Consider the following 25,176-nt stretch of genomic DNA (forward strand, 5'->3'; position numbering starts at 1 on the left):
CCGAACGGCCGCCGCGCCCTCGCGCGTCCATCTTTGGCGCCTTACGGAGCGCCCGCGATCAGGTGGCGCCCGGTCGGCGCTCAGCCCGCGCTCAGTCGACGACGGCCGGGACCGGCTTCGGCGCCGACTCCGCGAGCGCCGGCTCCCCGCCCTCGGACTCCGCCTTCGCGGCGGCCTTCTTCGCACGGTTCTTCAGGATCAGCATCGACGTGACGCCGACGAGGACCGCGAGGACCAGACCCAGCCACGAGAAGCGCTTGAGCCACGCCTCGGCGACCACACCCACCGAGTAGATGACGGCCGTCGTACCGCCCGCCCAGAGGATGCCGCCGAAGACGTTGGCGATGAGGAACTTCCAGTACGGCATGCGCAGCACGCCCGCCAGCGGTCCGGCGAAGATCCGCAGCAGGGCGACGAAGCGGCCGAAGAAGACGGCCCACATGCCCCACTTCTCGAAGGAACGCTCCGCCAGGGCGATGTTGCCCTCGCTGAAGTGCTTGGGGAACTTGTTGCCCAGCCAGGCGAGCAACGGACGCCCGCCCCTGCGGCCGATCGCGTAGCCGATCGAGTCGCCGATGATGGCCCCGGCCGTGGCGCAGGCACCGAGGATGTACGGATCGATGTCGCCGTGCTGGGAGGCGAGCAGGGCCGAGCTGACGAGGACGATCTCGCCGGGCAACGGGATCCCCAGGCTTTCGAGCCCGATCACCACTCCCACCAGCGCGTAGATCGCCACCGCGGGGATCGTCTCCAGCCACTCCTGGACGTGCAACGCGGATTCCTCCCGTGTCGAGGCGCGCGCCGCGTCGCGCGCGCCGAGGCAGCCTACCTGGTCACGGCCGACCGGCCCGCCGCCTCCCGAGGCCGTAAATGACTGGTCGGCCACCGCGGGGGCGCGCTACGCTCCGCCGCGATGACGACTCACTCCGTTCAGTGTTGGGGGGTCCCGTCCGCGCAAGGTGAGTGCTGATGACCACTCCCACCGCGTACGAGGATTCCTACGCTTCCTTCCTCTCCTTCTGGCTGCGCGTCCGCGAGTTCGCCGTGCCGCCGTCCATGATCAAGACCGCGACCGCCCGCCGCCTGGCCGGGGACTGGGCCGGTGCCTGTGCCGCCGCCCGCGTCGACGTCGATCTCGACCTACGGTCCGTGGCCCGGGCCCATGGCCGGGAACTCGCCGACGGGATTCGGCACGATCTGCGCCACCTGGCTCCCGACCTGCTGCGCTGGCACATGCCGAGGATCGCTCCGCACGGGCTGCTGCGGCCGGGGCTGACGATCCCGCTGGCTCGCTACGTCGGGCCGGAGCCCACAGGGCGGGCGGCCGGGCCGGTACATCTCGTGGCCCGGACCCCACCGGCGTGGGCGGACGGCGGTCAACGGATCAGCCTGGCCCTGTGGGACGGGGCCGGTGACGAGCCCCCACGCCGCCTCGGGGCGGGCCCCGTCGGCCGCCACCCGCACCCGCGTCCCAGTCGGCGGTTCCGCCTCGATCTGCACCGCCACCTGTGGGACGCCCGCAGGTCCGATGAGCTGCGGGTCCGCTCAGGGGTCGACGGGCCACCGGTGGGCGGGTCCCTGATGCCGGTACCGGAGGGGTTCCGCTGCGCCGTCGACCGGTGGGCGGCCGAGGCGAGGCTCCTGCTCCGAGCCGAGGGGCGGTCCGGCGCTCCCGTGTCGGTACGCCTCAGGTCGCGGCGTCGGCTGATTCTGAACGTGGACGTGGACGCCGACCTGGACGTAGGCCTCGACCCGGACGTGCTGCGCCTGGCCGCGCCCGGCAGCCCCGGCACCCTGCGCGCCGCGTGGCGGATCGCCTCGACCGTGCCGGAGAGCGGCCGGTCCACGCTGCCCGTCCTGCCGGACGCGGCGACCTGGGTACTGCCCGATCGGGAGCTGCTCCGGGCCGGTGCGATCGAGGCCGACCGGCTCCATCCCTTGGTCGCCTCCGCACTCGTACCGGATCACGCGCCCACCGACCTCGCCGAAGAAGAGGCAAGCTCGGGTCCGCGCGTCGTGGAGTGCCGGGGAGACCGGCACAGGATCGCTCTGGTCGACGGCGTGCTGGCTCCGCTGGACCACGGTCCGGACGAGATCCGGCGGGAGGAGCTGCTCGTCGCCCTGGGTGGCCCGCCACTTCCCTGTCTGCGGGCGATCGACGAGGCGCACCGCCGCCCTGACTGCCTCTCCGGCGTCCGCGAACGCCTGCAGCACGGGGATGTCGCCGGTGCGCTGGCCGTCGTCGAGGGGCTTCTCGGCCCCGAGGCGACGCTCCGTGGGGGGCCGCTGCGGGACGCCTTGGAGGCGGCGGCTCGGCGGCGGATCGCCTACGGGCTGTTCCGGTCGGGGCTCGACGCACCCGCGCCCGCCCGTGTCCTTCCCGGCCCACCCCGCCCCCGCGACCTCCGCACCCGCCCCCGTCTCGCGCACTGAGCCTCGCGACGGCCCGGGGCTCCGCCCCCGCGTCCCCTTCTGACCACTCTCCTCACGAACCCCAAGGTGATCACCTGTGACCGATATGTCGACCCTGCCCTCGTACGCCCCCACACCCTCCCTCCCCCTCTCCCCCACCCCTGTCCCCGTCCCCGTCCCCGACTCCCCGCTCGACGTCGCCGGCGCCTTGCTGAAGCTGCTGGGCGACACCACCACCGAACCCCGGACCGACACCCAACTGGAGGCCTTGACACTGGCGGTGGCCGCCGACCTGCCCGTGATCCTCTGGGGCGAGCCGGGGATCGGCAAGACGGCGGCCCTGACCCGGCTGGCCGAGGAGCTGGACCTCCCGCTGACCACGGTGATCGCCAGCGTGCACGAGCCGTCGGACTTCTCCGGCCTGCCCGTCGTCGGCGACGACCCGGCCGAGCAGGGTGTCCCGATGGCCCCGCCGGACTGGGCCGTGCGGCTGGTCCGGACCGGCCGGGGACTGCTCTTCCTGGACGAGCTGTCCACGGCGCCGCCCTCCGTACAGGCCGCGCTGCTCCGTCTCGTACTGGAACGGCGGATCGGCGCCCTCCAACTGCCGTCCGGGGTACGGATCGTGGCCGCCGCCAACCCGAGGTCCTCGGCCGCCGACGGCTGGGAGCTGAGCCCGCCCCTGGCCAACCGTTTCGTCCATCTGCAGTGGGCCCACGACGGGGAGGTGGTCGTCCGGGGCCTGGGCGGGACCTGGCCCCGGGCGACCCTGCCCCGGCTGGACGCCGGGAAGCTTCCGGATGCCGTGGAGTTCGCTCGGCGCGCGGTGTGCGGGTTCCTGGCCGTCCGCCCCCAGCTCGTGCACCGGCTGCCCAACAGCGAGACGCGGCGAGGCGGCCCGTGGCCGTCGCCCCGGAGCTGGGAGATGGCGCTCCGCCTGATCGCCTTCGCGACGGCCGCCGGCTCCTCGCGGGACGTACTGGCGCAGCTGATCCGGGGCGCCGTGGGCGACGGGCCCGGCCTCGAGCTGATGGCGAGCCTGGACCGGATGGACCTCCCGGACCCCGAGGTGCTGCTCGCCGACCCCGCGGCGGCCGAGCTGCCCGAGCGCGGGGACCTGCGCCAGGCCGTTCTGGACGCCGTGGTGGCGGCGGTGCGCGGGCGCCCGGACGAGGCGCGCTGGGACGCGGCCTGGGCGGTTCTGGTGCGGGCCCTGGAGACCGGGGCCCCGGACCTGGTGGTCGTCCCGGCGACGACGCTCGCCTCTCTCCGGCAAGGGGAGTGGGCGGTCCCGGAGGCGATCGAGAAGCTCGCCGGCGTCGTCTCCCTCTCCCGCCGCGCCGACGACGCGGCGGCCCGGGCGGCCCAGGCTGCCCTGACGACGAAGGTCCGTCGATGACGCCGGGGCAGACGAAGATGCCAAGGCCGCCGATGACGCCGGGGCTCACGAAGACACCAGGGCCGCTGAAGACGCCGGGGCAGACGAAGACACCAGCACCGACGAAGCCGCCGCGGGAGCCGATGACGCCGGCGGCGGTACCGGCCGACGAGCCGCTGGGGGCGCTGGACCTCGACAAGCTCTTCACCGCCCGGCTGCAGGCCGCCCGGGCCCGGCCCTATCTGGCGACGGCCCTGTTCGCCCTGCACACCGTGGAGTCGCGGCAGGTGCCGACGATGGGCGTGGACCGGTACTGGCGGTGCTACGTCTCTCCCGGGTTCGTGGCCCGGACCCCGGTGGAGGAGTTGGCCGGGGTCTGGGTGCACGAGGTGTCGCACCTGCTGCGCGACCACCACGGGCGGGGTGCCCGGGTCGCTCGCGAACGGGGTCTCACCGGCCCCGCGGAGCGGCTGCGGATGAACATCGCCGCGGACCTGGAGATCAACGACGACATCTTCGGCGACGGCCTGGTGCGGCCGAAGGGCGCTGTCGTACCGAGTGATCTGAGGCTCCCCGCAGGGGAGCTGATGGAGGACTACCTCCGCCAGTTCCGGCTCGGGCCGGGGACGGAGCACCTTGCCTGGCTGGACTGCGGGAGCGGCGCGGACGGCCTGGAACGGGAGTGGGACCTCGGACCCGACGGCGCCCACGGGCTCAGCGCACAGGAGCGGGACGCGGTGCGGTTCCGGGTGGCGCAGGCCATCACCGGGAGGCCGGGGAGCGCCCCGAAGGGGTGGCGGCGGTGGGCGGAGGAGGCGTTCCATCCCCCGCAGCCGTGGCGGGAGTTGCTGGGCGCGGCGCTGCGCTCGGCGACCTCCGGGCCGGGGGCCGGCGACGACTACAGCTACGGCCGTCCGTCCCGGCGCTCGACCGGCCTGCCCGGTGTCGTGCTGCCGAGCCTGCGGCGCAGGCCGCCGCGCGTCACCGTGGTCATCGACACCTCGGGCTCGGTGAGCGACGCCGAGCTGGGCAGCGCGCTCCTTGAGGTCGCGGCGATCTCGCGTACCGTCGGCGGCCGTCGTGACCTCGTCACCGTGGTGTCGTGCGACGCGGCGGCCCGGGTCGCGCACCCGCTGTGCCGGGCGGAGGGAATCCCGCTGGTCGGCGGCGGGGGTACGGACCTGCGCGCGGGGTTCGCCAAGGCCCTCGGCGGCCGTCCGTGCCCCGATGTGATCGTGGCCCTGACCGACGGCCAGACTCCTTGGCCCAGCGCGCCGCCGCCGTGCCGGACGGTGGTGGGCCTCTTCCCGCGCCCGAGGAACGCGTCGTACGACGAGAACAGCACCGACTACGTCCCGGACACGCCGCCCGACTGGGCACGCGTGGTGCTCATCGCCCCCTAGAGGCCCCTGGGTCGCGTCCGGAAAGTCCGGCCTGGCTTGCGAGGCCCTTCGGGCGGACGACCATACTTTCCGGACACTCCCTAGGGGGGTCCTGCGCGGGCGGCGGCGTCTCGCCGCCGCCCGCCTCGTCCTACTTCCCCTGGCCGTTGGGCCGCAGGGTCCAGACGACGGTCATCTCGCCCGTCACCGCGCCGTCCTCGCGGGTGATCGCGATGTGCACGGGGAACTCCGGGCGCTCGCCCGCGTCGAGTGCGGCGACGACCTCGCCGGCCGGGCGGCCCAGGGTCGCGGTGGCGGTGACGACGCCCATGGCCAGCTTCTTGTAGCCGATCTCGGCCGTGACCGCGAGCGGCACCGCGCGGTTCAGCTGGTCGCCGAAGGCAGCCAGGACGATCGCGCCGCTCGCCGACTCGGCCAGCGTGAACATGGCTCCGGCGTGCGGGCCGCCGACGTGGTTGTGGTAGTCGGCCTGGTCCGGGAGGCGGACGACGGCACGCTCGGAAGTGGTCTCCAGGAACTCGAGGTTGAGGGTCCTGGCCATGGGAACCGTCGCGGCGAGCATCTCGCCGACGGACATCTGGTCTGCGCTCATGCGCCGATGTTACCCACGGGTAGTACGGATGGCCATCCCTACCGCCACCCGCCGCGCGGGGGCGGACGTAGCAGGGTTCCCGCCACACCTCTATGGTTACTGGCCATGTGGCCAGGACAGCAGCCGCCTGGGGGCGAGCAGAACCCGCAGGACCAGAATCAGAACCCCTACCAGCAGTCGGGGTACCAGCAGCCGAACCCCTATCAACAGCCCGGCTATCAGCAGCAGCCCGGGTACCCGCAGCAGCCGCCGACGCAGCCGCCCACGCAGCCGGGCTATCCGCAGCAGCCCGCGCAGCCTGGCTACCCGCAGCCCAACCCGTACCAGCAGGCGACCGTGCCGCAGTACGCGGTGCCGGGCGCGCCCCAGGGCGGGCCCGGCGACGGCAAGAAGAAGCAGACGACCCTGATCGCGATCGTCGCCGCGACCGCCGTGGTCGTGGCGGCCGGCGTCACCGGTTTCCTCGTCCTCGGCAAGGACGACGACAAGAACACGCGGGCCGGCGACGACCCCAAGGCCTCCGCGTCCACCTCGGCCCCCGTGGCCCCGCCCTCGTCGCCCCCCGTCGACAACCCGCGCGACGACGCCGACCTGCAGCCGACCATCCCGGGCTGGAAGGTCGTCCACAACCCGAAGTACGGCACGCTGTTCGACGTACCGCCCGACTGGGAGCTCCTGAAGCCCGGCTCCGTCACCTTCTTCGAGGACGAGAAGAAGGGCGACGGCTCTCCGGTCGTCACGATGTCGGCTCCGGTGCGCTACAAGAGCAAGTGGTGCACGTTCGACACGAACAAGGACGGCTCCGAGGAGAGCTGGGGCCTCAGCAGCGCCGGCACCAAGGGCGGCCAGGGCGCCAAGAACACCGACGAGGCGGCGTTCAACGAGGCCGGCAACTGGGTGTGGGCGGGCTACGCGCAGCACATGCCCAAGGGCACCATCAAGATCACCAAGGCCGTGCCGTACACCACCACGTCCGGTCTCAAGGGCAGCGTCGCGACGGCCACCGCGCCGGGGATCAAGAAGCGGAACAAGTGCGAGTCGGACGGCAAGTCCCTCGCGTTCTCCTTCAAGAACTCCAAGGGTGACTTCTCGTCGTTCGTGATCTACGGGGCCGACGGGGTCAAGGACGAGCTCGCGGACGCCACGATCCAGAAGATCCTCGCGACCGTACGGCTTGCCCCCGCCTCTTCCTGACGGCCGGACCAGGCGGAACCGCTGACCGCCGCCGCGATCGTGAACCACCCGGCACCCCTGGTGCCCTGATCGCGGCGGCGTTTCACGCGCCTTCGGCCCGGCGGCCGAGCGCAGCCGCCGTCACCCGACGCCGAACGACCCGCCCGGCGGTACGGGAGAGGGCACCGCGTCCGCGTCGGCCACCGGCCGGGCGTCGCCGGTGAAGCGCGCGAGGCCCTCGCCGTACTCCACGCGCGCCGGGAACGCGTCCGCCGCCGTGCGCCGGGCCAGGCGGGCCGTGTCGATGTCCCCGTCGGAGGCGACGAGGACGGCGTTGCCGAAGCGGCGGCCGCGCAGCACGGCCGGTTCGGCGATGAGGGCGAGCTCGGGGAAGACGGCGGCGAAGGTGGCCAGTTGGGAGCGGAGGAAGGCGAACGGCGCCCCGTCGGCCAGGTTCGCGACGTAGATCCCGCCCGGCCGCAGCACCCGCCGTGCCTCGCGCGCGTACTCCACGGACGTCACGTGCGCCGGGACCCGCGAGCCGCCGAAGACGTCGGCGACGAGCACGTCCACCGACGCCGTGGGGGCCTTCTCCAGCCACGCCCGGGCGTCGGCCCCGTGCACGGCCACGCCGCAGCCCTCGGGCAGCGGGAGGTGCTCGGCGACCAGGTCGAGCAGCCCCCGGTCGGCCTCCACCACGTCCTGGCGGGAGCCGGGACGGGTGGCGGCGACGTAGCGGGGCAGGGTGAGCGCCCCGCCGCCCAGGTGAAGGACGGAGAGAGGGGCGCCGTCGTCGGCCGCGCCGTCGAGGACGTGGGCGAGCCGGCGCGCGTACTCGAACTCGAGGTACGTGGGCTCGTCCAGGTCGACGTACGACTGGGGTGCGTCGTCGACGGTCAGCAGCCAGGCTCGTTCCCGGTCGATGTCCGGCATGAGCCGGGCAGTGCCCCCGTCGACGTCACGGACGACGGGGATCTGCTCGTCGGGCTCGTTCACGCCGTCGTCGTCGGCCGTGCCGTCGTGGTCGTCGTTGTCCTCGGTCACGCCCTCATTGTGCCCACACGCCTGCCACCGCCTCCGCGTGGGCGGCGGCCGGGGACCGGGCCGAGTGGGGCGGACGGCGAGAGGCCCGCATCCCGTGAGGTAGGGGGTGCGGGCCTTCGCCGTGAGCCCGTCCGGGATCAGTCCACGGTCGTGACCGTGCCGGCGCCGACCGTGCGGCCGCCCTCGCGGATCGCGAAGCCGAGGCCGGGCTCCAGCGGTACGTCGCGGCCCAGTTCGACGGTCATGGTGACCGTGTCGCCGGGGCGCGCGATCGCCGCCTCACCGAGGTCGACGTCGCCGACGACGTCCGCGGTCCGGATGTAGAACTGCGGCCGGTAGCCGGTGGAGACGGGCGTGGTGCGACCGCCCTCGGCGCCCGACAGGACGTACACCTGCGCCGTGAACCGACGCCGCGGTACGACGCTGCCGGGCGCCGCCACCACGTGCCCGCGTCGGACCGCGTCCCGTGCGACGCCCCGCAACAGCAGCGCCACGTTGTCGCCCGCCTCGGCGGACTCCATGGGCTTGCCGAAGGTCTCGACGCCGGTCACGACGGTCTCGACGTCCGCGCCCATGACCTCGACCCGGTCGCCGACCCGGACCGTGCCCCGCTCGATCGCACCCGTGACGACCGTGCCGCGCCCGGTGATGGTGAGCACGTTCTCGACGGACATCAGGAACGGCGCGTCCACATAGCGCACCGGCATCGGTACGTACGTGTCCACGGCGTCGAGGAGCGCCTCGATCGCACCGGACCACCGCGCGTCGCCCTCGAGCGCCTTGAGGCCGGACACCCGCACGACGGGCACGGAGTCGCCCGCGTAGCCGTGCGCGGTCAGCAGCTCCCGCACCTCCAGCTCGACCAGGTCGGTCAGCTCCTCGTCCCCCGCGTCCGCCTTGTTGAGCGCGACGACGATGTGGTCGACGCCGACCTGGCGGGCGAGGAGCACGTGCTCGGCGGTCTGCGGCATGATCCCGTCGAGCGCGGAGACGACGAGGATCGCCCCGTCGAGCTGGGCCGCGCCGGTCACCATGTTCTTGACGTAGTCGGCGTGGCCGGGCATGTCCACATGGGCGTAGTGGCGGGTGTCGGTCTCGTACTCGACGTGCGCGATGTTGATGGTGATGCCGCGCTGGGCCTCCTCTGGCGCGCGGTCGATCCGGTCGAAGGGCACGAAGGTGCCGGTCCCGCGCTCGCTGAGGACCTTGGTGATGGCGGCGGTGAGGGTGGTCTTGCCGTGGTCGACGTGGCCCATGGTGCCGATGTTGAGGTGCGGCTTGGTGCGCACGTATGCCGTCTTGGACATGGTTGGTTCGCTCGTTCCTTGAGCTCGAAGCGTGTGAGGGGACCCCGGGGCCGGACCGACCCTCCCCCTGCGGGGTCCGCCGGACGATCCGGGGAGGGTCAGCTTCGGGCGCCGTCGAATGCGGCTGCGAGGAACGTGGAATCGACAACGGCAGCCTTCGGCGCGGCCGCGACTGCGGGCCGTGCTGCGAGGAAGGCGTACCGGAACATGCCCCTGATCATCGCGGGGCGGACGTCCGACGTCGAACGATTTTCCGCCGACGGGCAGTTCAGGAACCGGCTAGAGGTGCTTGAGCGCCTCGCGGACCGAGAGCGGGGCGAGGCGCCGCCGGTTCTCCTCGACGAAGGCGCGGACCTCGTCCGGGTCCGTCTTGGCGTACTCGCGCAGGGCCCAGCCGATCGCCTTGCGGAGGAAGAAGTCGGTGTCGCCGGCGCGGCGCAGGCAGTAGGCGAACAGCCGCTCGGTGTCGGTGGCGCCCTTGAAGCGGAGTTGGTGCAGCAGCGCGGTGCGCGCGAGCCACAGGTCCTCGTCCTCGATCCACTCGTCCATGCGCCCGGCGAGCGCCGGATCGGCGGCGACGAGTCCCCCGACGACATGGGCGGCGAGGTGGTCGACGGTGTCCCACCAGGAGTCGGTGGTGACGAGGTACCGGGCGACGGGCAGGAAGCCGGACGAGCAGCGCCGGACGTGGCGGCGCAGGTAGTCGACGGCGAAGTAGTGGTACTCGCGCTCGGGAAGGGCGAAGCAGCGCAACGCGACGGCGGTGCAGTCGGCCTCGTCGGGGCGCGGCGTGCCCTCCATGACGGTACGGGCCAGGGCGCGCCGCTCGGGGGTGCGGATGCCGAGGAAGGGGGCGACGCCCTTCATGTACGCGACCATCTCCTGCGCCCGGAACGGGTCACCGGCAGCCGGGTAGATCTCGGTGAGGCGCCCGAGCAGGGTGTCGGCGAGGGCGCTGGCGGGGACGACGGGTGGCGCGGACGTCATACGGCTCACAGTACGGCGGACCACGGTACGGCGGACCCCACCGGACGGCCGATCGCGGTACCGCGGCCCGGAGCACGGCGGCTCGCCGTACCGCGGCTCGACGTTCACCGGATGGCGGTACGGCGGATGACGGACATTACGGCGATCACACGGGCAGGTCGGTTACTCTCCCCGGATGCTCGACCCCGTCACCCGGCCGCCGGGCTCCCTCGCTCCGCGCTGCTCCCGGGCTCTGCTGTCGCCCTGGTCGCGCCTCTCCCTGCTCGCCGTGCTCCTGCTCGCCGCGGCGGCGGCCGTGCTGCTCTACGAGCCACAGCGGCTCCTCGCCGAGGGCTGGCCCGCGCAGTCGAGCGGCGCGGGCGCGGTGGCGCTGTTCGGTCTGGCGTACGGAGTGTGCACGGCGGCCTTCGTGCCACGGCCGATCCTGAACCTGGCGGCGGGCGCGCTCTTCGGTACCCAGGCGGGTCTGGTGGCCGCGCTGGCCGGGACGGTCCTGGGCGCGGGCATCGCGTTCACGCTCGGGCGGCTGCTGGGGCAGGACGCGCTGCGGCCGCTGCTGCGAGGGCGCTGGCTGACGGCGGCGGACGGGCAGTTGAGCCGGCACGGGTTCCGCTCGATGCTGGCGATCCGGCTCTTCCCCGGGGTGCCGTTCGCGGCGGCCAACTACTGCGCCGCCGTCTCCCGCATGGGGTACGCGCCGTTCCTGTGCGCGACCGGGCTCGGGTCGATCCCGAACACGGCGGCGTACGTGGTGGCGGGCAGCGAGGCCGGCTCGCCGACCTCGCCCGCGTTCCTGATCTCGATGGGCTTCATCGTCGTCTCCGGCCTCGCCGCGGCGACCGTGGCCTGGCGCAAGCGCCACGGCCTCCGCACCCGCGCGGCGGCGGTACGAGCCTCCGCCCCCGCCCCGACACCGGGTCGCCCCCTGGAGACCACGGGAGTCCGAGGCACCGAGTAGGGGGTCCGGCGGATCACGGCCGGATCCACGACCCGCCGGACGGCCCCCGAGCCCCGCACCTCACCTAGGCGCAGTCCTCGACGCCCCCTGCGCGCCGTCGCCCGCACCTCACCAAGGCCCAGCCCCCGGCGCCCCACACTTCCCCGAGGGACAGCCTCGACGCCCGCTGCTCAGAGCGCCTCCACGATCATCGCGTTCGCCAGGCCGCCCGCCTCGCACATCGCCTGGAGGCCGTAGCGCGCGCCCCGGGCGCGCAGGGCGTGGACCAGGGTGGTCGTCAGGCGGGTGCCGCTCGCGCCGAGCGGGTGGCCCAGGGCGATCGCGCCGCCGTGGACGTTCACCTTGGCCGGGTCCGCGCCGGTCTCCTGCTGCCAGGCGAGTACGACACTGGCGAAGGCCTCGTTGATCTCGAAGAGATCGATGTCGTCCAGGCCGAGCCCGGCCCGGCGCAGGACCTTCTCCGTCGCCGGGATCACGCCGGTCAGCATGAGCAGCGGGTCGGAGCCGGTCACCGCGAAGCTGTGCAGCCGGGCGAGCGGGCGCAGGCCGAGGCGCGAGGCCGTCTCGGCCTCCATGACGAGAACGGCCGAGGCTCCGTCGTTGGTCGGGCTGCTGTTGCCGGCCGTCACCGACCAGTCGATCTGCGGGAAGCGCTCGGCGAAGCCGGGGTCCTCGAAGGCGGGCCGCAGCCCGGCGAGGATCTCGGTCGTGGTCGTGGGCCGTACCGACTCGTCCCGGCGGACGTCTCCGTAGGGGACGACCTCGGCGTCGAAGAGCCCGGCCTCCCAGCCGCGCGCGGCCTTGGCGTGCGAGGCGGCGGCGAACTCGTCCATGGCCTCGCGGCCGATGGACCACTTCGCGGCGATCAGCTCCGCGCTGATGCCCTGCGGGACCAGTCCCTCGGGGTACCGCTCGGCGACGCCCGGACCGAAGGGGTCGGCGCCGGGCGGCACGTTCGACCACATCGGGACCCGGCTCATCGACTCGACCCCGCAGGCGACGGCGATGTCGTACGCCCCCGAGAGCACGCCCTGAGCCGCGAAGTGCACGGCCTGCTGCGAGGAGCCGCACTGCCGGTCGACGGTGGTGGCGGGCACCGACTCGGGGAAGCCCGCGCCGAGCCAGGCGTACCGCGTGGTGTTCATGGCCTGCTCGCCGACCTGGTCGACGGTTCCGCCGATGACGTCGTCGACGAGGGCCGGGTCGATGCCGCTGCGCTCGACGAGGGCGCGCAGGGTGTGGGAGAGCAGGGCGACAGGATGGACCTGGGACAGGGCGCCGTTGGCCTTCCCCCGGCCGATGGGCGTGCGGACCGCTTCGACGATGACGGCGTCGCGCATGATGACGGCTCCTCGATCACCTGATCAGTTGGAAAACTGGACCTACACCTGCCAGTAACATAGCCCAGCTGGTTTGGTTTTCAAACCCACCAGCCTTTCCTGCCTTAAGCTGGGGCGCATGAAGGCCGCTCCCCGCCCCTGCTCGATCGCCGACACCCTCGCTCTCGTCGGAGAGAAGTACTCCCTGCTGGTGCTGCGCGAGATCTCGCTCGGCGTGCGCCGCTTCGACCGGATCGCCCGAAACACCGGGGCACCGCGCGACATCCTGACCGCGCGACTGAAGCGCCTGGTGGAGGCCGGAATCCTGGAGAAGGTGCCGTACAGCGAGCGCCCGACGCGCTACGAGTACCGGGCCACGGCCGCCGGGCAGGAGCTCCAGCCCGTCCTGCTGACGCTGATGGCCTGGGGCGACCGTCATCTGAACGCCCAGGACCGCCCGGTGATCCTGGAACACACGTGCGGCGAGGTGCTCAGCCCCCGCGTGATCTGCGCCTGCTGCGGCGAGGAGGCCGACGCCCGGAGCCTGACCCACCACACGCGGTCGCCGGGCTGGACGACGACGGGCCCGGCGGAGACGACAGGGCCGCTGTAGACGACGGAGCCGCCGGCGCGGACGGGGCCGCTGTCGCCGATGCGGGCCAGGGCGTCCGGAGACCCGAGACCTGGGATCGGCCCCTTCATCTCGGGACGGTACGCTGCGGGGCGACCGGCGGTTTGATCTCCGATCCGAGACGCGACCGCCTTTTCTGACGGCACGAGCACATTCGGGACGGCCCTAGCCCCATGAGTTGGTTCGAATCATTCATCCTCGGACTCGTCCAGGGGCTGACGGAGTTCCTTCCCATCTCCTCCAGCGCGCACCTTCGCCTCACCGCCGCCTTCGCCGGCTGGGAGGACCCGGGCGCGGCCTTCACCGCCATCACGCAGATCGGTACGGAGACCGCCGTCCTGATCTACTTCCGCAAGGACATCGCGCGGATCGTCTCCGCGTGGTTCCGCTCGCTGCGCGACAAGTCGATGCGGAGCGACCACGACGCCCAGATGGGCTGGCTGGTGATCGTCGGCTCGATCCCGATCGGTGTGCTCGGCGTGACGCTGAAGGACCACATCGAGGGCCCGTTCCGTGACCTGCGGCTGATCGCCACGACGCTGATCGTGATGGGCATCGTCCTCGGCATCGCCGACCGGCTCGCCGCCCGCGACGAGGCCGGCGGCCGGCACCGTGTCGTCCGCGAGCGCAAGACGCTCAAGGACCTCGGCGTGCGGGACGGCCTGATCTACGGTCTCTGCCAGGCGATGGCCCTGATCCCGGGCGTCTCCCGATCGGGCGCGACCATCTCCGGCGGTCTGCTGATGGGGTACACCCGTGAGGCGGCGGCCCGGTACTCGTTCCTGCTCGCCATCCCCGCCGTGCTGGCCTCGGGCCTCTTCGAACTGAAGGACGCGACCGAGGGCGGCCATGTCTCCTGGGGCCCGACGGTCTTCGCGACGATCATCGCGTTCGGTGTCGGCTACGCCGTCATCGCCTGGTTCATGAAGTTCATCACCACCAAGAGCTTCATGCCGTTCGTGATCTACCGGATCGCGCTGGGCATCCTGCTCTTCATCCTGGTCGGCACGGACACCCTCAGCCCCCACGCGGGCGAGTCCGCGGGCTGACCCCGGACCTCGGCCCCCTCCGCCGCCGGGCGATCTTCGGGCGCGCGCCGCACCCTGGAACCATGGCCTGGCAAGCACCCATCGTCGTGCACCGCCCGTCCCCCGACGGCGGGCGGCGCGTCACGGTCCGCGGACAGATCGTGGGCCTGGCGCACAATGACACCGACCTCGTCGAGTTCCTGCGCCGAGCGGGCCTCGAGGACGCCGACATGATCCTCGACGACCCCCACCTGGTCGAATGGCGCGGCGGCCGCCCCCACCTCTGGGAGGCCGCCTAGAACCGGCGACCCACCACTCGCACGTGCGGAAAAGTATGACCGGGATCCGACCATGCCCGCCCCGCACGGCTCTTGGCCCGTGCCTCCCGCTGCCCGACACTGAAGCGATGACGCAGCGCGTGGATCTCGCGACCGTGATGGACCGATTGGCCATCGACGACCTCGTCACCGGATACGCGGTGGCCGTGGACGACTCCGACTGGGCGGGCTACCGGGCGCTGTTCACCCGCGACGGCCGCGCCGACTACCGGGGTTCCGGCGGTGTCGAGGGCCCGGCGGACGAGGTCGCCGACTGGCTCGAAGAGACGATGCGGCTCTTCCCGGTGCGCCAGCACCTCATCGTGAACCGGCGGGTCCGCATCCAGGACCTCGGCGGCTACCCGGGCGACAGCGCGGACGTGCGCGCCGACTACGTGAACCCGATGCGGTTCGAGTCGGGCGAGGACTTCGTCTGCGGCGGCCGCTACACGTTCTCCCTGGTCCGCGCCGACGTCGGCTGGCGGCTGCGCTCCGTGGTCGTCGAGGAGAAGTGGCGCCGCCTCTAGGGTCTTTCGTTTGGATCAGGCCGGATCAGGGAGCGGGGTCCGGTGCCGTCGATCGCAAGGCGGAGGAGGGCGCCATGGCGGAGCCATGGCAACCGACGACAACGCGGCGAGGCGCGGTGCCAGACTCCGCGAGCCCGGCCTGATCCAAACGAGAGGCCCTGGCGGTCGTACCGTCGTGGCGAGCACGGCCGCCGGCCGTCGTACGACGCACACTGGAGGCGACACCGGGAGGCGACGCGGCATGCGGAATCCGTTCGGCCGTCGTGGTGGTCGCGGTACCGACGCCGCGGCCACCACCGCCACGCCCCCCGGCCGCCCCCCGACGCCGCACCGTGTCGCACGCGCCGTGCTCGCGGTGGTGTTCGGCGCGCTGCCCGCACTCGCCTTTCCCGCGCCCGCCCTCTGGTGGTTCGCCTACGTCGCGCTCGTCCCCTGGATGCTGCTCCTGCGCACCGCGCCCACCGCGCGCCGTGCGGGCCTGGAGGGCTGGCTGGGGGGCATCGGGTTCATGGTGGCCATGCACCAGTGGCTGATGCCGAGCCTGCACGTGTTCATCCTCGTCATCGCCGCGCTGCTCGGACTGTTGTGTCTGCCGTGGGGCTGGCTGGTGCGGGCGATGCTCGGTGACGTTCCCTCCGGCCCGCGCGCGGCGGCCGCGCTGGTCGTCGTCCCGTCCGGCTGGCTGCTCATCGAACTCGTCCGCTCCTGGGAGGGCTTGGGCGGGCCCTGGGGCCTGCTCGGCGCCAGTCAGTGGCAGGTGGCCCCGGCGCTGCGCCTCGCGTCCGTCGGCGGTGTCTGGCTGGTCTCCCTCCTCGTGGTGGCGGTCAACACCGCCGTCGCTCTCCTTGTGGTGTCGGCCGCTGCCGTACGGATGACCGCGCTGGTCGGTCTCGTGGCGTGCGCCCTCGTCGTGGGCACGGTCTGGTGGGGTGTGGCCGCACCACGCGAGCAGGGCACCGCACGGGTCGCCGTCGTCCAGCCCGGCGTGTACGACGGATCGGGCGGCGCGGAGCGGAGGTTCGCGCGCGGCGAGGAGCTCACCCGCGGGCTCGTCGGCCAGGACGTCGACCTGGTCGTGTGGGGCGAGAGCAGCGTCGGCTCCGACCTGACCGCCCGCCCCGACCTCGCGGACCGGCTGACCGCCCTCTCCCGCTCCGTGGACGCGCCGATCCTCGTCAATGTGGACGCCCGCCGGTCCGACAGTCCGGGCATCTTCAAGAGCAGCGTCCTGATCGACGCCCAGGGCCCGACCGGCGACCGGTACGACAAGATGCGGCTCGTGCCCTTCGGCGAGTACATCCCCCTGCGGCCGGTCCTCGGCTGGGTGACCTCGGTGGGCAAGGCGGCGAACGAGGACCGGCGGCGCGGCGGGGAGCCGGTGGTGATGACGGTGCCGGCCGAGGACGGCCGTCCGGCGCTGCGGATCGGCCCGCTGGTCTGCTTCGAGTCCGCGTTCCCCGACATGAGCCGTCGGCTGACCCGTGACGGCGCCGCGCTGCTGATCGCCCAGTCGGCGACCTCGACCTTCCAGGACAGTTGGGCGCCCGCGCAGCACGCCTCGCTCGCGGCGCTGCGCGCGGCGGAGACCGGCCGGCCGATGGTGCACGCGACGCTGACCGGCATCAGCGCCGTGTACGGCCCCGACGGCCGCCGGATCGGCACGCCGCTGGGCACCGACCGGAGCGCGGCCGCCGTCTACGACGTACCGCTCTCGCAGGCGACGACGGGGTATGTCCGGTACGGCGACTGGCCGTTGTACCTCGCCCTGACCGTCCTCGCCGCGCTCTGCGCCGCCGAGGGCATGGGCGCGCTCAGGAGGCCTGAGTCAGCGCTTCGCGCACCACGCGCTCGCACAGCTCGTGGGTCCGCAGGGCGTCGCGCGCGCTGAGCGTCCTGCCGTCCCGTACGGCGTCGAGGAACCCGAGGACGGCCTGCTCGATGCCGCGCTGGCGGGCCACGGGCACCCAGTCCCCGCGCCGTCGGACGGTCGGCTGGCCCTTGTGGTCCACGATGTCCGCCAGGTTGAGCACCTGACGCTTCGTGTCCTGGCCGGAGACCTCCAGGATCTCCTCGGTGGAACCGTTCATCCGGTTCATCATGCCGATGGCGGTGAAGCCGTCGCCGGAGAGCTGGAGCACGACGTGGTGCATCAGCCCGTCGCGGATCCGGGCCCGCACGTCGGTGTGCTCGACCTCGCCGGGCAGCAGGAAACGCAGGGTGTCGACGACATGGATGAAGTCGTCCAGGACCAGGGTGCGCGGGTCCTCGGGCAGCCCGACGCGGTTCTTCTGCATGAGGATCAGCTCACGCGGGTGGTCCAGGCACTGGGCGTAGCCGGGGGCGAGCCTGCGGTTGAAGCCGACGGCCAGGCTCACCCCGCGCGACTCGGCGAGCTCCACGAGCCGCTCGGACGCGGCGTATTCGTAGGCGAGCGGCTTGTCGACGTACGTCGGTACGCCGGCTTCGAGGAGCCGGGCGGTGATCTCGGGGTGCACGGCGGTCGGCGCGTGCACGAAGGCGGCGTCGAGTCCGACGGAGAGCAGCGAGTCGAGGTCGCCGTGGCGCTGGGACGTGGGCACGTGGTGGATCTCGGCGACCCGGTCGAGGGTCGTCCTCGTCCGGGTCTGCAGGTGGAGTTCGACCCCGGGGAGGGCGGCGAGGACGGGGAGATATGCCTTCTGCGCGATGTCGCCGAGTCCGATGCAGCCGACCTTCACGGGGTCTCCCTTGCGCGTGACGATATGTCCGCGACGGCGTCCGACACGCCGTTCGCGCTGGTCAGCTTACGCGGGGGCGCTCGTCCGTGAGCGGCGGCCGCCAGTCGGCGATGCCGTCGAAACCGCGCAGCACGAGGCCCGGCCCGAAGCGCGAGACGGCCGCGATGAGCGCGTCGCGCACCGCGACGGCGGGCCGGGCGGAGAGCAGGGTCAGCCGGCCGGTGCGGGCGGCCTTGCGGACGATGGCGGTGGTGCGGGGCAGCCGGTCGGCGGTGTACGCGGCGAGGGCGCGGCTCGGCGGAAGCTGCCGACCCGCGTGGTGGGCCAGGACGACGGCGTCCTCGATGGCCTGGTTGCCGCCCTGACCGAGGGTCGGCTGCATGGCGTGCGCGGCGTCCCCGAGCAGGGCCACGCGGCCCTGGTGGAAGGCGGGCAGCGCATCGGGCAGGTGGTGGACGTCATGGCGCAGGACGGCGTCGGGGGCGACGGCGTCGAGGATCTCGGGGACCGGGTGGTGCCAGTCGCCGAAGAGCCGGTGGAGCTCGGCCCGCTCGTCGTCGGGGGCGTGGGCGCCTTCGGGGGCGGCGGCCATGGCGTAGGCGTAGATCCGGCCGTCCTTGAGGGGCTGAGTGCCCCAGAGGCGGCCTGGGCCCCAGGTCTCGTGCGGGGCGAAGGGCCGGTCGGGGGCGGGGACGACGACGCGCCAGGTGGTGAAGCCGGAGTAGCGCAGTCCCGGGTGGTCGGGGAACAGGGCACGCCGGACGGTCGAGTGGATGCCGTCCGCGCCGACGACCAGCTCGGCCTCGATGTCGCCGTCCGGGGTGCGGACGACGGCGGGACGTTCGTCGTCGCCGGGGTCGGCGAGGGTGGACGGCGCTCCGGTCCGCACGACGCCGTCGGGGAGCGCGGCGGTGAGGATCTCGACGAGGGTGGCGCGGTGGAGCAGGACGAGCGGTCCGCCGAAACGCTCGGCGGCGGCCTGGGCGTTGGTCCGTGCGAGCCAGCGGCCGTCGGGCGCGCGCATGCCGCCGTCGCCCTGCCAGGCGGAGAGCGCACGGACGCGGTCGCCGAGGCCGATGACGTCCAGGGCCCGCTGGGCGTTGGGGGCGAGACCGATGCCGGCCCCGACGGGGGTGAGAGCGGCGGCGCGCTCCAGGACGGTGACGTCCCAGCCGCTCCGGTGGAGGGCGACGGCGGCGGTGAGCCCGCCGATGCCGGCTCCGATCACGACGGCACGGTGCTGTTCCATGACTTCTCCCTCGAAGGCCGACCCGCTACTACAGGTGTAGTAGCCGATGCTGGAGACGTTACTACAGCTGTAGTCGGATCGGTAGATAGGTTGTCCCCATGACCGCCCGCACCCCCGCGCCAGCCCCGGACCGGCCCGCCTCGGACTCGCCTGCTCCGGACTCCCCTCCCGCCGCCCTCTCCCGCCCCACGCGCATCGGTGACGCCGCGCTCGACCTGCTCGTCGAGCGGGGGATGCGCGGCCTGACCCATCGCGCCGTGGACGAGCGCGCCGGGCTGCCGCAGGGATCGACGTCCAACCACGCGCGCACCCGGCAGGCGCTGCTCGAGACGGCGGTACGCCGGCAGGTCGAGCTGGAGTCCCAGGTGCTCACCCCGCACGAGATGCCGGGGCCCGGCAGCGGCCCCGACGCCCTGGTGGACGCCCTGTCGCTGGCCCTGCACCGGTACCTCACCGACCATCGGGCGCTGCTCGTCTCGCGCTACGAACTCGCCCTGGAAGCCACGCGCCGCCCCGAACTCCGTACCTTCTTCGACGCGGCGGGCTCGGCGGCCTTCCACGGGCCGTTGATCGCGATGATGGCGGGCGCCGGCTCGTCGGCCCCCGAGCGGCACGCCCTCTCCCTCATCGCCTGGTCCGAGGGGCTGATGTTCTCCTGCGCGGCGGGGTCCTTCCATGCGGCGGTGCCCACCCGCGCGGAACTGCGCACAGGGTTCGAGGAATTGCTGCGCGGCATGCTCGGCGCGTGAACGCGGCCGAGTACCCCTGGCGCCTGCCCCCGTCCATGGACGACGATGCCCTGATGACCTTCGTCGATGACAGCACCCGTACCGAACCGTCCACAGTCGCCGGCGAGCGCGAGATGCTCGAAGGGTGGCTCGACTACCACCGGCAGACCCTCGCCCTGAAGTGCCAGGGCCTTGACGCGGCGCAACTGCGCACGGCCTCCGCGCCGCCGTCGGACCTCACCCTGCTCGGCCTGGTCCGGCACATGGCCGACGTGGAGCGCGGCTGGTTCCGGCGGGTCATGGCCGGCGAGCGGGCCGAGCGGATCTACAGCACGGCCGAGGACACCGACCGCGCCTTCCGGGTCACCGACGCGGACACCTGGGAGGAGACCCACGCCACCTGGCAGCGGGAGATCGAGGGGGCGCGCGCCGTCGCGGCGGCCCATGGCCTGGACGACGTGGGCGCGGGCAGGCATCCGAGCGGCGAGGTGTTCAACCTGCGCTGGATCTACACCCACATGATCGAGGAGTACGCGCGCCACAACGGGCACGCGGACCTGCTGCGCGAACGCCTCGACGGGGCGACCGGCGACTGACCGGGCGGCACGGCCGAGGCGATGGCGCGGTGAGGCGGGCGACGCGACGGCTCGGCGACGCGGCGAACGGCGGGCGCTACCGCGCGCGGAGCCGTACCTCCAGGCGCTCGATCGCGGCCCGGACCCCGTTGCCGTAGCCGTCGTCGTCCAGGGAGTCCGAGGCCACGCGAGCCCGGTGGAGGTGGATCCGGGCGGCGTCGGGCCGCTGGAGCTTCAGATAGTCGGCGGCCAGGTTGAGATGGAGCGAGGGGTACAGGGCCCGGAGCGCGACGGCCGAGTCGTGGACCGCCGGCCGCTCCTCGTTCAGCTCCTCGGCCGCCAGCAGGGCCCGCAGGTCCCAGGCCAGCTCGGCATCCGGGTCGTCCTGCGCGTCCGCCATGTAGTGCGCGAGCGTGCAGCGGTGCAGGGGGTCGCCGTCCGGGCCGAGCAGCGCCCACAGCTCGCCGAACCGGTTCCGCGCCTCCTCGCGGTCTCCGCCGTGGAGCAGCATCGTCGCCTGCCCGATCCGGGTCATGACGCCGTCGTCCGACACCTGCTGCTGCTCGGTCACTGCGGCCTCCACGCGCTCGCCGTCCGGGGGCTCCGACGCTAACCGCCGGGGCCCCCGATCCGGCACAGGCTCGGGTGACGCCCCGCCCCTGTCAGCCGCGCGGCCTCACCCCTGCCGCCCGCCCGGCGGCGCCGCGCGGCGGGTGGCTCAGCCGAGGTTCGGGATGCGCCAGTCGATCGGCTCGTGGCCCTGGGCGGCGATCGCCTCGTTGATCTGCGTGAAGGGGCGGGAGCCGTAGAACTTCTTCGCGGACAGCGGCGAGGGGTGCGCGCCCTTCACCACCACGTGCCGCTCCTCGTCGATCAGCGGGAGCTTCTTCTGGGCGTAGTTCCCCCAGAGCACGAAGACCGCCGGGTCGGGCCGCGAGGCCACGGCGCCGATCACGGCGTCCGTGAACTTCTCCCAGCCCTGGCCCTTGTGCGAGTTCGCCTCGCCGGCCCGGACGGTGAGGACCGCGTTGAGCAGCAGCACGCCCTGCTCGGCCCACGGCATCAGATAGCCGTTGTCCGGCACGGGGTGGCCGAGCTCGTCCTGCATCTCCTTGTAGATGTTGCGCAGGGAGGGCGGGGTCTTGACGCCCGGCCTGACGGAGAAGCAGAGGCCGTGCCCCTGCCCCTCCCCGTGGTACGGGTCCTGACCGAGGATCAGGACCTTCACCTTGTCGTACGGTGTCGCCGCCAGCGCGGCGAAGACCTCCTCGCGCGGGGGGTAGACCGGCCCCTGGGCCCGCTCCTCCTCGACGAACTCGGTCAGCTGCTTGAAGTACGGCTTCTGCAGCTCGTCCCCGAGGACGCCGCGCCAGGACTCGGGCAGCATGTCGGTGTCGGTCACGTGAACAACCTCCGGTAGGCGATCTCTACTACGCCTGAGAACCTACCGGGGGCCACTGACAGCGGTGCTGCTCGGGCCGTCCGCCGACTACCAGCTGGCCCGGCGGCTGAGCTCCCACATCTGCATGACGGTCTGCGGGTCGAGCGCGCGCTCGGCTCCGCCGATGTCCTCGCTCGCCGCGATGTAGAGCTTGCCCTGCCACAGCGGGAGCAGCCTGACGTCCTCGACCATGATCTCCTGCGCCTTGCGGAACTCGGTGACGGCCGCCCCGCGGTCGCTCTCGCGCCGCGACTTCGGAAGGATCTCGTCCGTGATCTGCGGGCTGAGGTACGGCGTGCCCAGTGCGTTCTGCTTGCCGACGAACGGGGCGATGAAGTTGTCCGCGTCCGGGAAGTCGGGGAACCAGCCACGGCCGAAGACCGGGTACTGCCCCTTCTGGTAGGCCGCGGCGAACTCCTTCCACGGCTTGCTCTGCAGCGTCACCTGGAAGAGCCCGGAGGCGTCCAGCTGCCGCTTCAGCTCGGCGAACTCCAGCGCGGTGCCGGAGCCGTACCGGTCGGTGGTGAACCAGAGGGTCAGGTCGACGGGCTTCTTGATCCCGGCGTCGCGCAGGATCTCCCGCGCCTTGGGGACGCTCGGCTCACCGAAGCGGTCGAAGAACTCGGTGGTGTGGCCGACGATGCCCTTGGGCACCATGGAGTACAGCGGTTCGGCCGTGCCCTTGTACACCCTGGCGACGAGCTCCTCGCGGTCCACGAGCTGCGCGATCGCCCGGCGGACGGGCTCCTTGGCGACCGTGGGGTCCTGGGCGTTGAAGACGAGGTAGCGGATGTCGGCGCCGGTCGACTCCACGAGCTGCAGGTGGTCGTTGGCGTCGGTGGCGTTCTGGAACTCGACGACCTCCTCGGCGGTCAGACCGCGGTAGGTGGCGTCGATCTCCTTCTTCTTCAGCGCGGCGACCATCGGCTCGGACTCCTTGAAGTACCGGATGGTCACGCCGCCGTTCTTGCGGTCCGCGAACCCCTTGTAGGTGGGGTTCTTGGTGAGCTCGGCCGACTCGCCCTCGGTGTAGTCGTCGAGCACGTACGGACCGGAGCCGGTGAGCTTGCCGTCCTCGCGGAGCTTGTCGGCGGGGTACTCCGCCGGGTCCACCAGCGACATGGCGGGGGTGGCGAGGACGAAGGGGAAGGTCGCGTCGGGCTTGTTCAGCTTGAAGACGACCGTGCGGTCGTCGACCGTCTCGATCTTGTCGAGCGAGCCGAGCATCCCGTTCGGGCCGCCCTCGACGTCGATCTTCCGGATGCGCTCGATCGAGTGCTGCACGGCCTTGGCGTCGAGCACGTGGCCGTTCGAGAACTTCAGACCGTCGAGAAGGGTGCACTCGAAGACGCGGCTGGCGGTGTCGGTGAATTTGCAGTCCGCGGCGTCGGACTGCGGGGACGTACTGCCCGTCGGAAAACTCACCAGCGTCTGGAAGACGTTGCGGAACAGCTCCCAGGAATTGTCCCAAGCGGCTGCCGGATCGAGCGTGGTGGGAGAACTCGTCGTGCCGACCACGATTCTCTGTTCCGCGGCGGATTCATTGTCCGAAAACAGCCCGCATCCGGACACCAGGGATATGGACGCAAGGGCTGCAGCCACCTGCAGACTGGTCCGGTTGAACACGTGCGCACGCTCCTCGTTCAGCCTTGGGTCGGCCGACCATACCGCAGCGCCCCGCCAGGTCAATCTTCGACCCTGACGGGGCACTTGAGGCATTCAACGATTAACCGGGGTCAAACCGGTCATGAATTCCGGAAAGTGTCCGGATATCGGTCACCCCACACCGGCGTTGAGGAAAATCCCCCCGTCGACCACGAGAGTCTGGCCGGTGATCCAGTCCGACTGGTCGGACGTGAGGAAGGCGGCGGCGCCGCCGATGTCCTCCGGGACGCCCAGCCGGCCGAGCGGGTAGGCGGCCGCCGCCTCCGCCTCCCGGCCCTCGTAGAGCGCCTGGGCGAACTTGGTCTTGACCACGGCCGGGGCGATCGCGTTGACGCGGACCAGTGGCGCGAATTCGTGCGCCAGCTGCAAGGTCAGATTGATCATGGCCGCCTTGCTCATGCCGTACGCGCCGATGAACGGCGAGGGGGAGATTCCGGCGACCGACGCGATGTTCACGATCGCACCGCCGTGCTCCTTCTGCCACGCGTGCCAGGTCTGCTGCGCGAATCCGAGGGCCGAGATCACATTCGTCTCGTAGACCTTGCGGGCGACATTCAGGTCGAGATCGGCCATCGGGCCGAACACCGGATTCGTCCCGGCATTGTTCACCAGGAAGTCGACCCGGCCGAAAGCCTCCATCGTCGCGGCGACGGCGGCGGCCTGGTGGGCCTCGTCGTGGGCCTTGCCCGCCACGGCGATCACCCGGTCGGAGCCGAGCTGCTCGACGGCCTCCTTGAGGGCCTCCTCTCCGCGTCCCGTGATGCACACCCGGTCGCCCCGGGCGACGAGGGCCTCGGCGACGCCGTAGCCGATGCCCCGGCTCGCGCCGGTGACGAGGGCGACCTTGCCGGACAGCTCAGGCAGTTCGTTCGTGCTCATGTGCGTCTCCTTCTTCCCGCGCGCGCGTCAGTTGAGCGGGCCGCCGGCCACGTACAGGACCTGGCCGGAGACGAAGCCGGCGTCGTCGCCCGTGAAGAAGGCGATGGCGTTGGAGATGTCCTCGGGCCGGCCGACGCGCTGCACCGGGATCATGGAGGCGGCCGCGGCCTGGAAGTCCTCGAAGCCCATGCCCATGCGCTCGGCGGTCTGCGCGGTCATCTCGGTGACGATGAAGCCGGGGGCGACGGCGTTGGCGGTGATGCCGAACTTGCCGAGCTCCTTGGCGAGGGTCTTGGTGAAGCCCTGCAGACCGGCCTTGACCGCCGAGTAGTTCGCCTGGCCACGGTTGCCGAGCGCGGAGGACGAGGAGAGCGAGACGATCCGGCCGAAGCCCGCGTCCACCATGTGCTTCTGACAGGCCTTGGCCATCAGGAAGGCGCCCTTGAGGTGGACGTTCATGACCGTGTCCCAGTCGGACTCGGACATCTTGAAGAGCAGGTTGTCGCGGAGCACGCCCGCATTGTTGACGAGGATCGTCGGCGCGCCGAGCTCGGTGACCACGCGCGCGACGGCGGCCTCGACCTGGGCGCTGTCGGAGACGTCGCAGCCGACGGCGATGGCCGTGCCACCGGCGGCGGTGATCTTCTCGACGGTGTCCTTGCAGGCCGCCTCGTCGAGGTCGAGTACGGCGACGGCGCGGCCCTCGGCGGCCAGCCGTACGGCGGTCGCTGCGCCAATGCCCCGCGCCGCGCCGGTCACGACGGCTACGCGCTGCTCGGTGGTCGACATGCTGGTTCTCCTCGCCCTTGGATCATCCCTGGATGCGGCGCGCACCGTGCGTCCCTC

25 protein-coding genes are annotated in these 25,176 nt (G+C 72.4%); 12 read left to right on the forward strand and 13 right to left on the reverse strand.

All coding sequences use genetic code 11. The annotated features are described in order from the left end of the window. Positions 1-91: 91 nt before the first annotated feature. Positions 92-772, reverse strand: coding sequence for a DedA family protein (locus ACWF79_RS26535; RefSeq protein WP_453730663.1), 681 nt, complete (start codon positions 770-772; stop codon positions 92-94). 197 nt (positions 773-969) lie between these two features. Here ACWF79_RS26535 and ACWF79_RS26540 point away from each other — a divergent pair, with 197 nt between their 5' ends. The 3 genes from ACWF79_RS26540 (at position 970) to ACWF79_RS26550 (ending at position 5,193) form a co-directional block, all read left to right on the forward strand. Beyond that, positions 970-2,433 (forward strand): hypothetical protein, encoded by a 1,464-nt coding sequence (locus ACWF79_RS26540; RefSeq protein ID WP_453730664.1) that lies wholly within the window; start codon positions 970-972, stop codon positions 2,431-2,433. A gap of 85 nt (positions 2,434-2,518) precedes the next feature. Further along, entirely contained in the window at positions 2,519-3,811 is a 1,293-nt protein-coding gene (locus ACWF79_RS26545) for an AAA family ATPase (RefSeq protein ID WP_453730724.1), read from the forward strand. Between the two features lie 122 nt (positions 3,812-3,933). Then, entirely contained in the window at positions 3,934-5,193 is a 1,260-nt protein-coding gene (locus ACWF79_RS26550; protein WP_453730665.1) for a vWA domain-containing protein, read from the forward strand. A 130-nt stretch (positions 5,194-5,323) separates the two neighbouring features. Here the strand turns inward: ACWF79_RS26550 and ACWF79_RS26555 are convergent, their stop codons facing one another. Next, on the reverse strand, positions 5,324-5,785 hold the full coding sequence (locus tag ACWF79_RS26555) for a DUF4442 domain-containing protein (protein ID WP_362417516.1): 462 nt from the start codon (positions 5,783-5,785) through the stop codon (positions 5,324-5,326). Between the two features lie 105 nt (positions 5,786-5,890). On the opposite strand from ACWF79_RS26555, the gene ACWF79_RS26560 reads away from it, so the two are divergent. Next, the gene (locus tag ACWF79_RS26560; protein ID WP_453730666.1) at positions 5,891-6,979 is read left to right on the forward strand and encodes a hypothetical protein; all 1,089 of its coding nucleotides are present in this window, start codon (positions 5,891-5,893) and stop codon (positions 6,977-6,979) included. Between the two features lie 120 nt (positions 6,980-7,099). On the opposite strand, the gene ACWF79_RS26565 is transcribed toward ACWF79_RS26560, so the two are convergent. From ACWF79_RS26565 to ACWF79_RS26575, 3 genes are all read right to left on the reverse strand, one after another. After that, entirely contained in the window at positions 7,100-7,891 is a 792-nt protein-coding gene (locus ACWF79_RS26565; RefSeq protein ID WP_453730725.1) for a spermidine synthase, read from the reverse strand. Positions 7,892-8,139: 248 nt separating this feature from the next. Beyond that, positions 8,140-9,309, reverse strand: a complete 1,170-nt coding sequence (gene tuf, locus ACWF79_RS26570; RefSeq protein ID WP_453730667.1) for an elongation factor Tu — start codon at positions 9,307-9,309, stop codon at positions 8,140-8,142. 279 nt (positions 9,310-9,588) lie between these two features. After that, positions 9,589-10,296, reverse strand: coding sequence for a DNA alkylation repair protein (locus tag ACWF79_RS26575; protein WP_453730668.1), 708 nt, complete (start codon positions 10,294-10,296; stop codon positions 9,589-9,591). A gap of 175 nt (positions 10,297-10,471) precedes the next feature. Here ACWF79_RS26575 and ACWF79_RS26580 point away from each other — a divergent pair, with 175 nt between their 5' ends. Continuing rightward, positions 10,472-11,254 (forward strand): TVP38/TMEM64 family protein, encoded by a 783-nt coding sequence (locus ACWF79_RS26580; RefSeq protein WP_453730669.1) that lies wholly within the window; start codon positions 10,472-10,474, stop codon positions 11,252-11,254. Between the two features lie 170 nt (positions 11,255-11,424). On the opposite strand, the gene ACWF79_RS26585 is transcribed toward ACWF79_RS26580, so the two are convergent. Beyond that, positions 11,425-12,594, reverse strand: a complete 1,170-nt coding sequence (locus tag ACWF79_RS26585) for a thiolase family protein (protein WP_453730670.1) — start codon at positions 12,592-12,594, stop codon at positions 11,425-11,427. A 118-nt stretch (positions 12,595-12,712) separates the two neighbouring features. Between ACWF79_RS26585 and ACWF79_RS26590 the strand changes: the two genes are divergently transcribed. From ACWF79_RS26590 to lnt, 5 genes are all read left to right on the forward strand, one after another. Beyond that, a complete protein-coding gene (locus tag ACWF79_RS26590) occupies positions 12,713-13,186 on the forward strand; it encodes a winged helix-turn-helix transcriptional regulator (protein ID WP_453730671.1) in 474 nt (157 codons plus the stop codon). Positions 13,187-13,377: 191 nt separating this feature from the next. Next, entirely contained in the window at positions 13,378-14,253 is an 876-nt protein-coding gene (locus ACWF79_RS26595; protein ID WP_453730672.1) for an undecaprenyl-diphosphate phosphatase, read from the forward strand. Between the two features lie 62 nt (positions 14,254-14,315). After that, positions 14,316-14,531 (forward strand): hypothetical protein, encoded by a 216-nt coding sequence (locus ACWF79_RS26600; RefSeq protein ID WP_362009694.1) that lies wholly within the window; start codon positions 14,316-14,318, stop codon positions 14,529-14,531. A 107-nt stretch (positions 14,532-14,638) separates the two neighbouring features. Continuing rightward, the gene (locus tag ACWF79_RS26605) at positions 14,639-15,076 is read left to right on the forward strand and encodes a nuclear transport factor 2 family protein (protein WP_453730673.1); all 438 of its coding nucleotides are present in this window, start codon (positions 14,639-14,641) and stop codon (positions 15,074-15,076) included. A 241-nt stretch (positions 15,077-15,317) separates the two neighbouring features. Continuing rightward, positions 15,318-16,964, forward strand: coding sequence for an apolipoprotein N-acyltransferase (lnt, locus tag ACWF79_RS26610; RefSeq protein WP_453730674.1), 1,647 nt, complete (start codon positions 15,318-15,320; stop codon positions 16,962-16,964). Here the strand turns inward: lnt and ACWF79_RS26615 are convergent. After that, positions 16,888-17,793 (reverse strand): Gfo/Idh/MocA family protein, encoded by a 906-nt coding sequence (locus ACWF79_RS26615; RefSeq protein ID WP_453730675.1) that lies wholly within the window; start codon positions 17,791-17,793, stop codon positions 16,888-16,890. The two genes, lnt and ACWF79_RS26615, sit on opposite strands and share 77 nt — an antisense overlap. Before the next feature lie 61 nt (positions 17,794-17,854). Then, a complete protein-coding gene (locus ACWF79_RS26620; RefSeq protein ID WP_453730676.1) occupies positions 17,855-19,042 on the reverse strand; it encodes an FAD-dependent monooxygenase in 1,188 nt (395 codons plus the stop codon). A 98-nt stretch (positions 19,043-19,140) separates the two neighbouring features. Between ACWF79_RS26620 and ACWF79_RS26625 the strand changes: the two genes are divergently transcribed. Together ACWF79_RS26625 and ACWF79_RS26630 are read left to right on the forward strand one after the other, a co-directional pair. Continuing rightward, positions 19,141-19,791, forward strand: coding sequence for a TetR/AcrR family transcriptional regulator (locus ACWF79_RS26625; RefSeq protein WP_453730677.1), 651 nt, complete (start codon positions 19,141-19,143; stop codon positions 19,789-19,791). Between the two features lie 53 nt (positions 19,792-19,844). Beyond that, a complete protein-coding gene (locus ACWF79_RS26630) occupies positions 19,845-20,366 on the forward strand; it encodes a DinB family protein (RefSeq protein WP_453730726.1) in 522 nt (173 codons plus the stop codon). A gap of 76 nt (positions 20,367-20,442) precedes the next feature. Here the strand turns inward: ACWF79_RS26630 and ACWF79_RS26635 are convergent, their stop codons facing one another. The 5 genes from ACWF79_RS26635 to fabG form a co-directional block, all read right to left on the reverse strand. Beyond that, entirely contained in the window at positions 20,443-20,916 is a 474-nt protein-coding gene (locus ACWF79_RS26635) for a hypothetical protein (RefSeq protein WP_453730678.1), read from the reverse strand. 147 nt (positions 20,917-21,063) lie between these two features. After that, complete coding sequence (locus tag ACWF79_RS26640; protein ID WP_453730679.1) at positions 21,064-21,747, reverse strand: uracil-DNA glycosylase; 684 nt, start codon at positions 21,745-21,747, stop codon at positions 21,064-21,066. Positions 21,748-21,834: 87 nt separating this feature from the next. Then, the gene (locus ACWF79_RS26645; RefSeq protein ID WP_453730680.1) at positions 21,835-23,412 is read right to left on the reverse strand and encodes an ABC transporter substrate-binding protein; all 1,578 of its coding nucleotides are present in this window, start codon (positions 23,410-23,412) and stop codon (positions 21,835-21,837) included. A gap of 150 nt (positions 23,413-23,562) precedes the next feature. Next, positions 23,563-24,330 carry an SDR family oxidoreductase gene (locus ACWF79_RS26650; protein WP_453730681.1) on the reverse strand — a complete coding sequence of 256 codons (768 nt, stop codon included), beginning with the start codon at positions 24,328-24,330 and terminating at the stop codon, positions 23,563-23,565. A 27-nt stretch (positions 24,331-24,357) separates the two neighbouring features. After that, complete coding sequence (gene fabG, locus ACWF79_RS26655; protein WP_453730682.1) at positions 24,358-25,119, reverse strand: 3-oxoacyl-ACP reductase FabG; 762 nt, start codon at positions 25,117-25,119, stop codon at positions 24,358-24,360. Between the last annotated feature and the right edge of the window lie 57 nt (positions 25,120-25,176).

It is taken from the genome of Streptomyces sp. NPDC054975 (assembly GCF_053609105.1).

Excerpts from the sequence above, each read along its gene's own strand:
- ACWF79_RS26585 (WP_453730670.1), bottom strand. The coding sequence starts at position 12,594 with ATGCGCGACGCCGTCATCGTCGAAGCGGTCCGCACGCCCATCGGCCGG.
- lnt (WP_453730674.1), top strand. The coding sequence starts at position 15,318 with ATGCGGAATCCGTTCGGCCGTCGTGGTGGTCGCGGTACCGACGCCGCG.
- ACWF79_RS26555 (WP_362417516.1), bottom strand. The coding sequence starts at position 5,785 with ATGAGCGCAGACCAGATGTCCGTCGGCGAGATGCTCGCCGCGACGGTT.
- fabG (WP_453730682.1), bottom strand. The coding sequence starts at position 25,119 with ATGTCGACCACCGAGCAGCGCGTAGCCGTCGTGACCGGCGCGGCGCGG.
- ACWF79_RS26595 (WP_453730672.1), top strand. The coding sequence starts at position 13,378 with ATGAGTTGGTTCGAATCATTCATCCTCGGACTCGTCCAGGGGCTGACG.
- ACWF79_RS26625 (WP_453730677.1), top strand. The coding sequence starts at position 19,141 with ATGACCGCCCGCACCCCCGCGCCAGCCCCGGACCGGCCCGCCTCGGAC.
- ACWF79_RS26575 (WP_453730668.1), bottom strand. The coding sequence starts at position 10,296 with ATGACGTCCGCGCCACCCGTCGTCCCCGCCAGCGCCCTCGCCGACACC.
- ACWF79_RS26545 (WP_453730724.1), top strand. The coding sequence starts at position 2,519 with ATGTCGACCCTGCCCTCGTACGCCCCCACACCCTCCCTCCCCCTCTCC.
- ACWF79_RS26565 (WP_453730725.1), bottom strand. The coding sequence starts at position 7,891 with ATGCCGGACATCGACCGGGAACGAGCCTGGCTGCTGACCGTCGACGAC.
- ACWF79_RS26650 (WP_453730681.1), bottom strand. The coding sequence starts at position 24,330 with ATGAGCACGAACGAACTGCCTGAGCTGTCCGGCAAGGTCGCCCTCGTC.
- ACWF79_RS26620 (WP_453730676.1), bottom strand. The coding sequence starts at position 19,042 with ATGGAACAGCACCGTGCCGTCGTGATCGGAGCCGGCATCGGCGGGCTC.
- tuf (WP_453730667.1), bottom strand. The coding sequence starts at position 9,309 with ATGTCCAAGACGGCATACGTGCGCACCAAGCCGCACCTCAACATCGGC.
- ACWF79_RS26630 (WP_453730726.1), top strand. The coding sequence starts at position 19,845 with ATGACCTTCGTCGATGACAGCACCCGTACCGAACCGTCCACAGTCGCC.
- ACWF79_RS26605 (WP_453730673.1), top strand. The coding sequence starts at position 14,639 with ATGACGCAGCGCGTGGATCTCGCGACCGTGATGGACCGATTGGCCATC.
- ACWF79_RS26590 (WP_453730671.1), top strand. The coding sequence starts at position 12,713 with ATGAAGGCCGCTCCCCGCCCCTGCTCGATCGCCGACACCCTCGCTCTC.
- ACWF79_RS26560 (WP_453730666.1), top strand. The coding sequence starts at position 5,891 with ATGTGGCCAGGACAGCAGCCGCCTGGGGGCGAGCAGAACCCGCAGGAC.
- ACWF79_RS26600 (WP_362009694.1), top strand. The coding sequence starts at position 14,316 with ATGGCCTGGCAAGCACCCATCGTCGTGCACCGCCCGTCCCCCGACGGC.
- ACWF79_RS26580 (WP_453730669.1), top strand. The coding sequence starts at position 10,472 with ATGCTCGACCCCGTCACCCGGCCGCCGGGCTCCCTCGCTCCGCGCTGC.
- ACWF79_RS26550 (WP_453730665.1), top strand. The coding sequence starts at position 3,934 with ATGACGCCGGCGGCGGTACCGGCCGACGAGCCGCTGGGGGCGCTGGAC.
- ACWF79_RS26540 (WP_453730664.1), top strand. The coding sequence starts at position 970 with ATGACCACTCCCACCGCGTACGAGGATTCCTACGCTTCCTTCCTCTCC.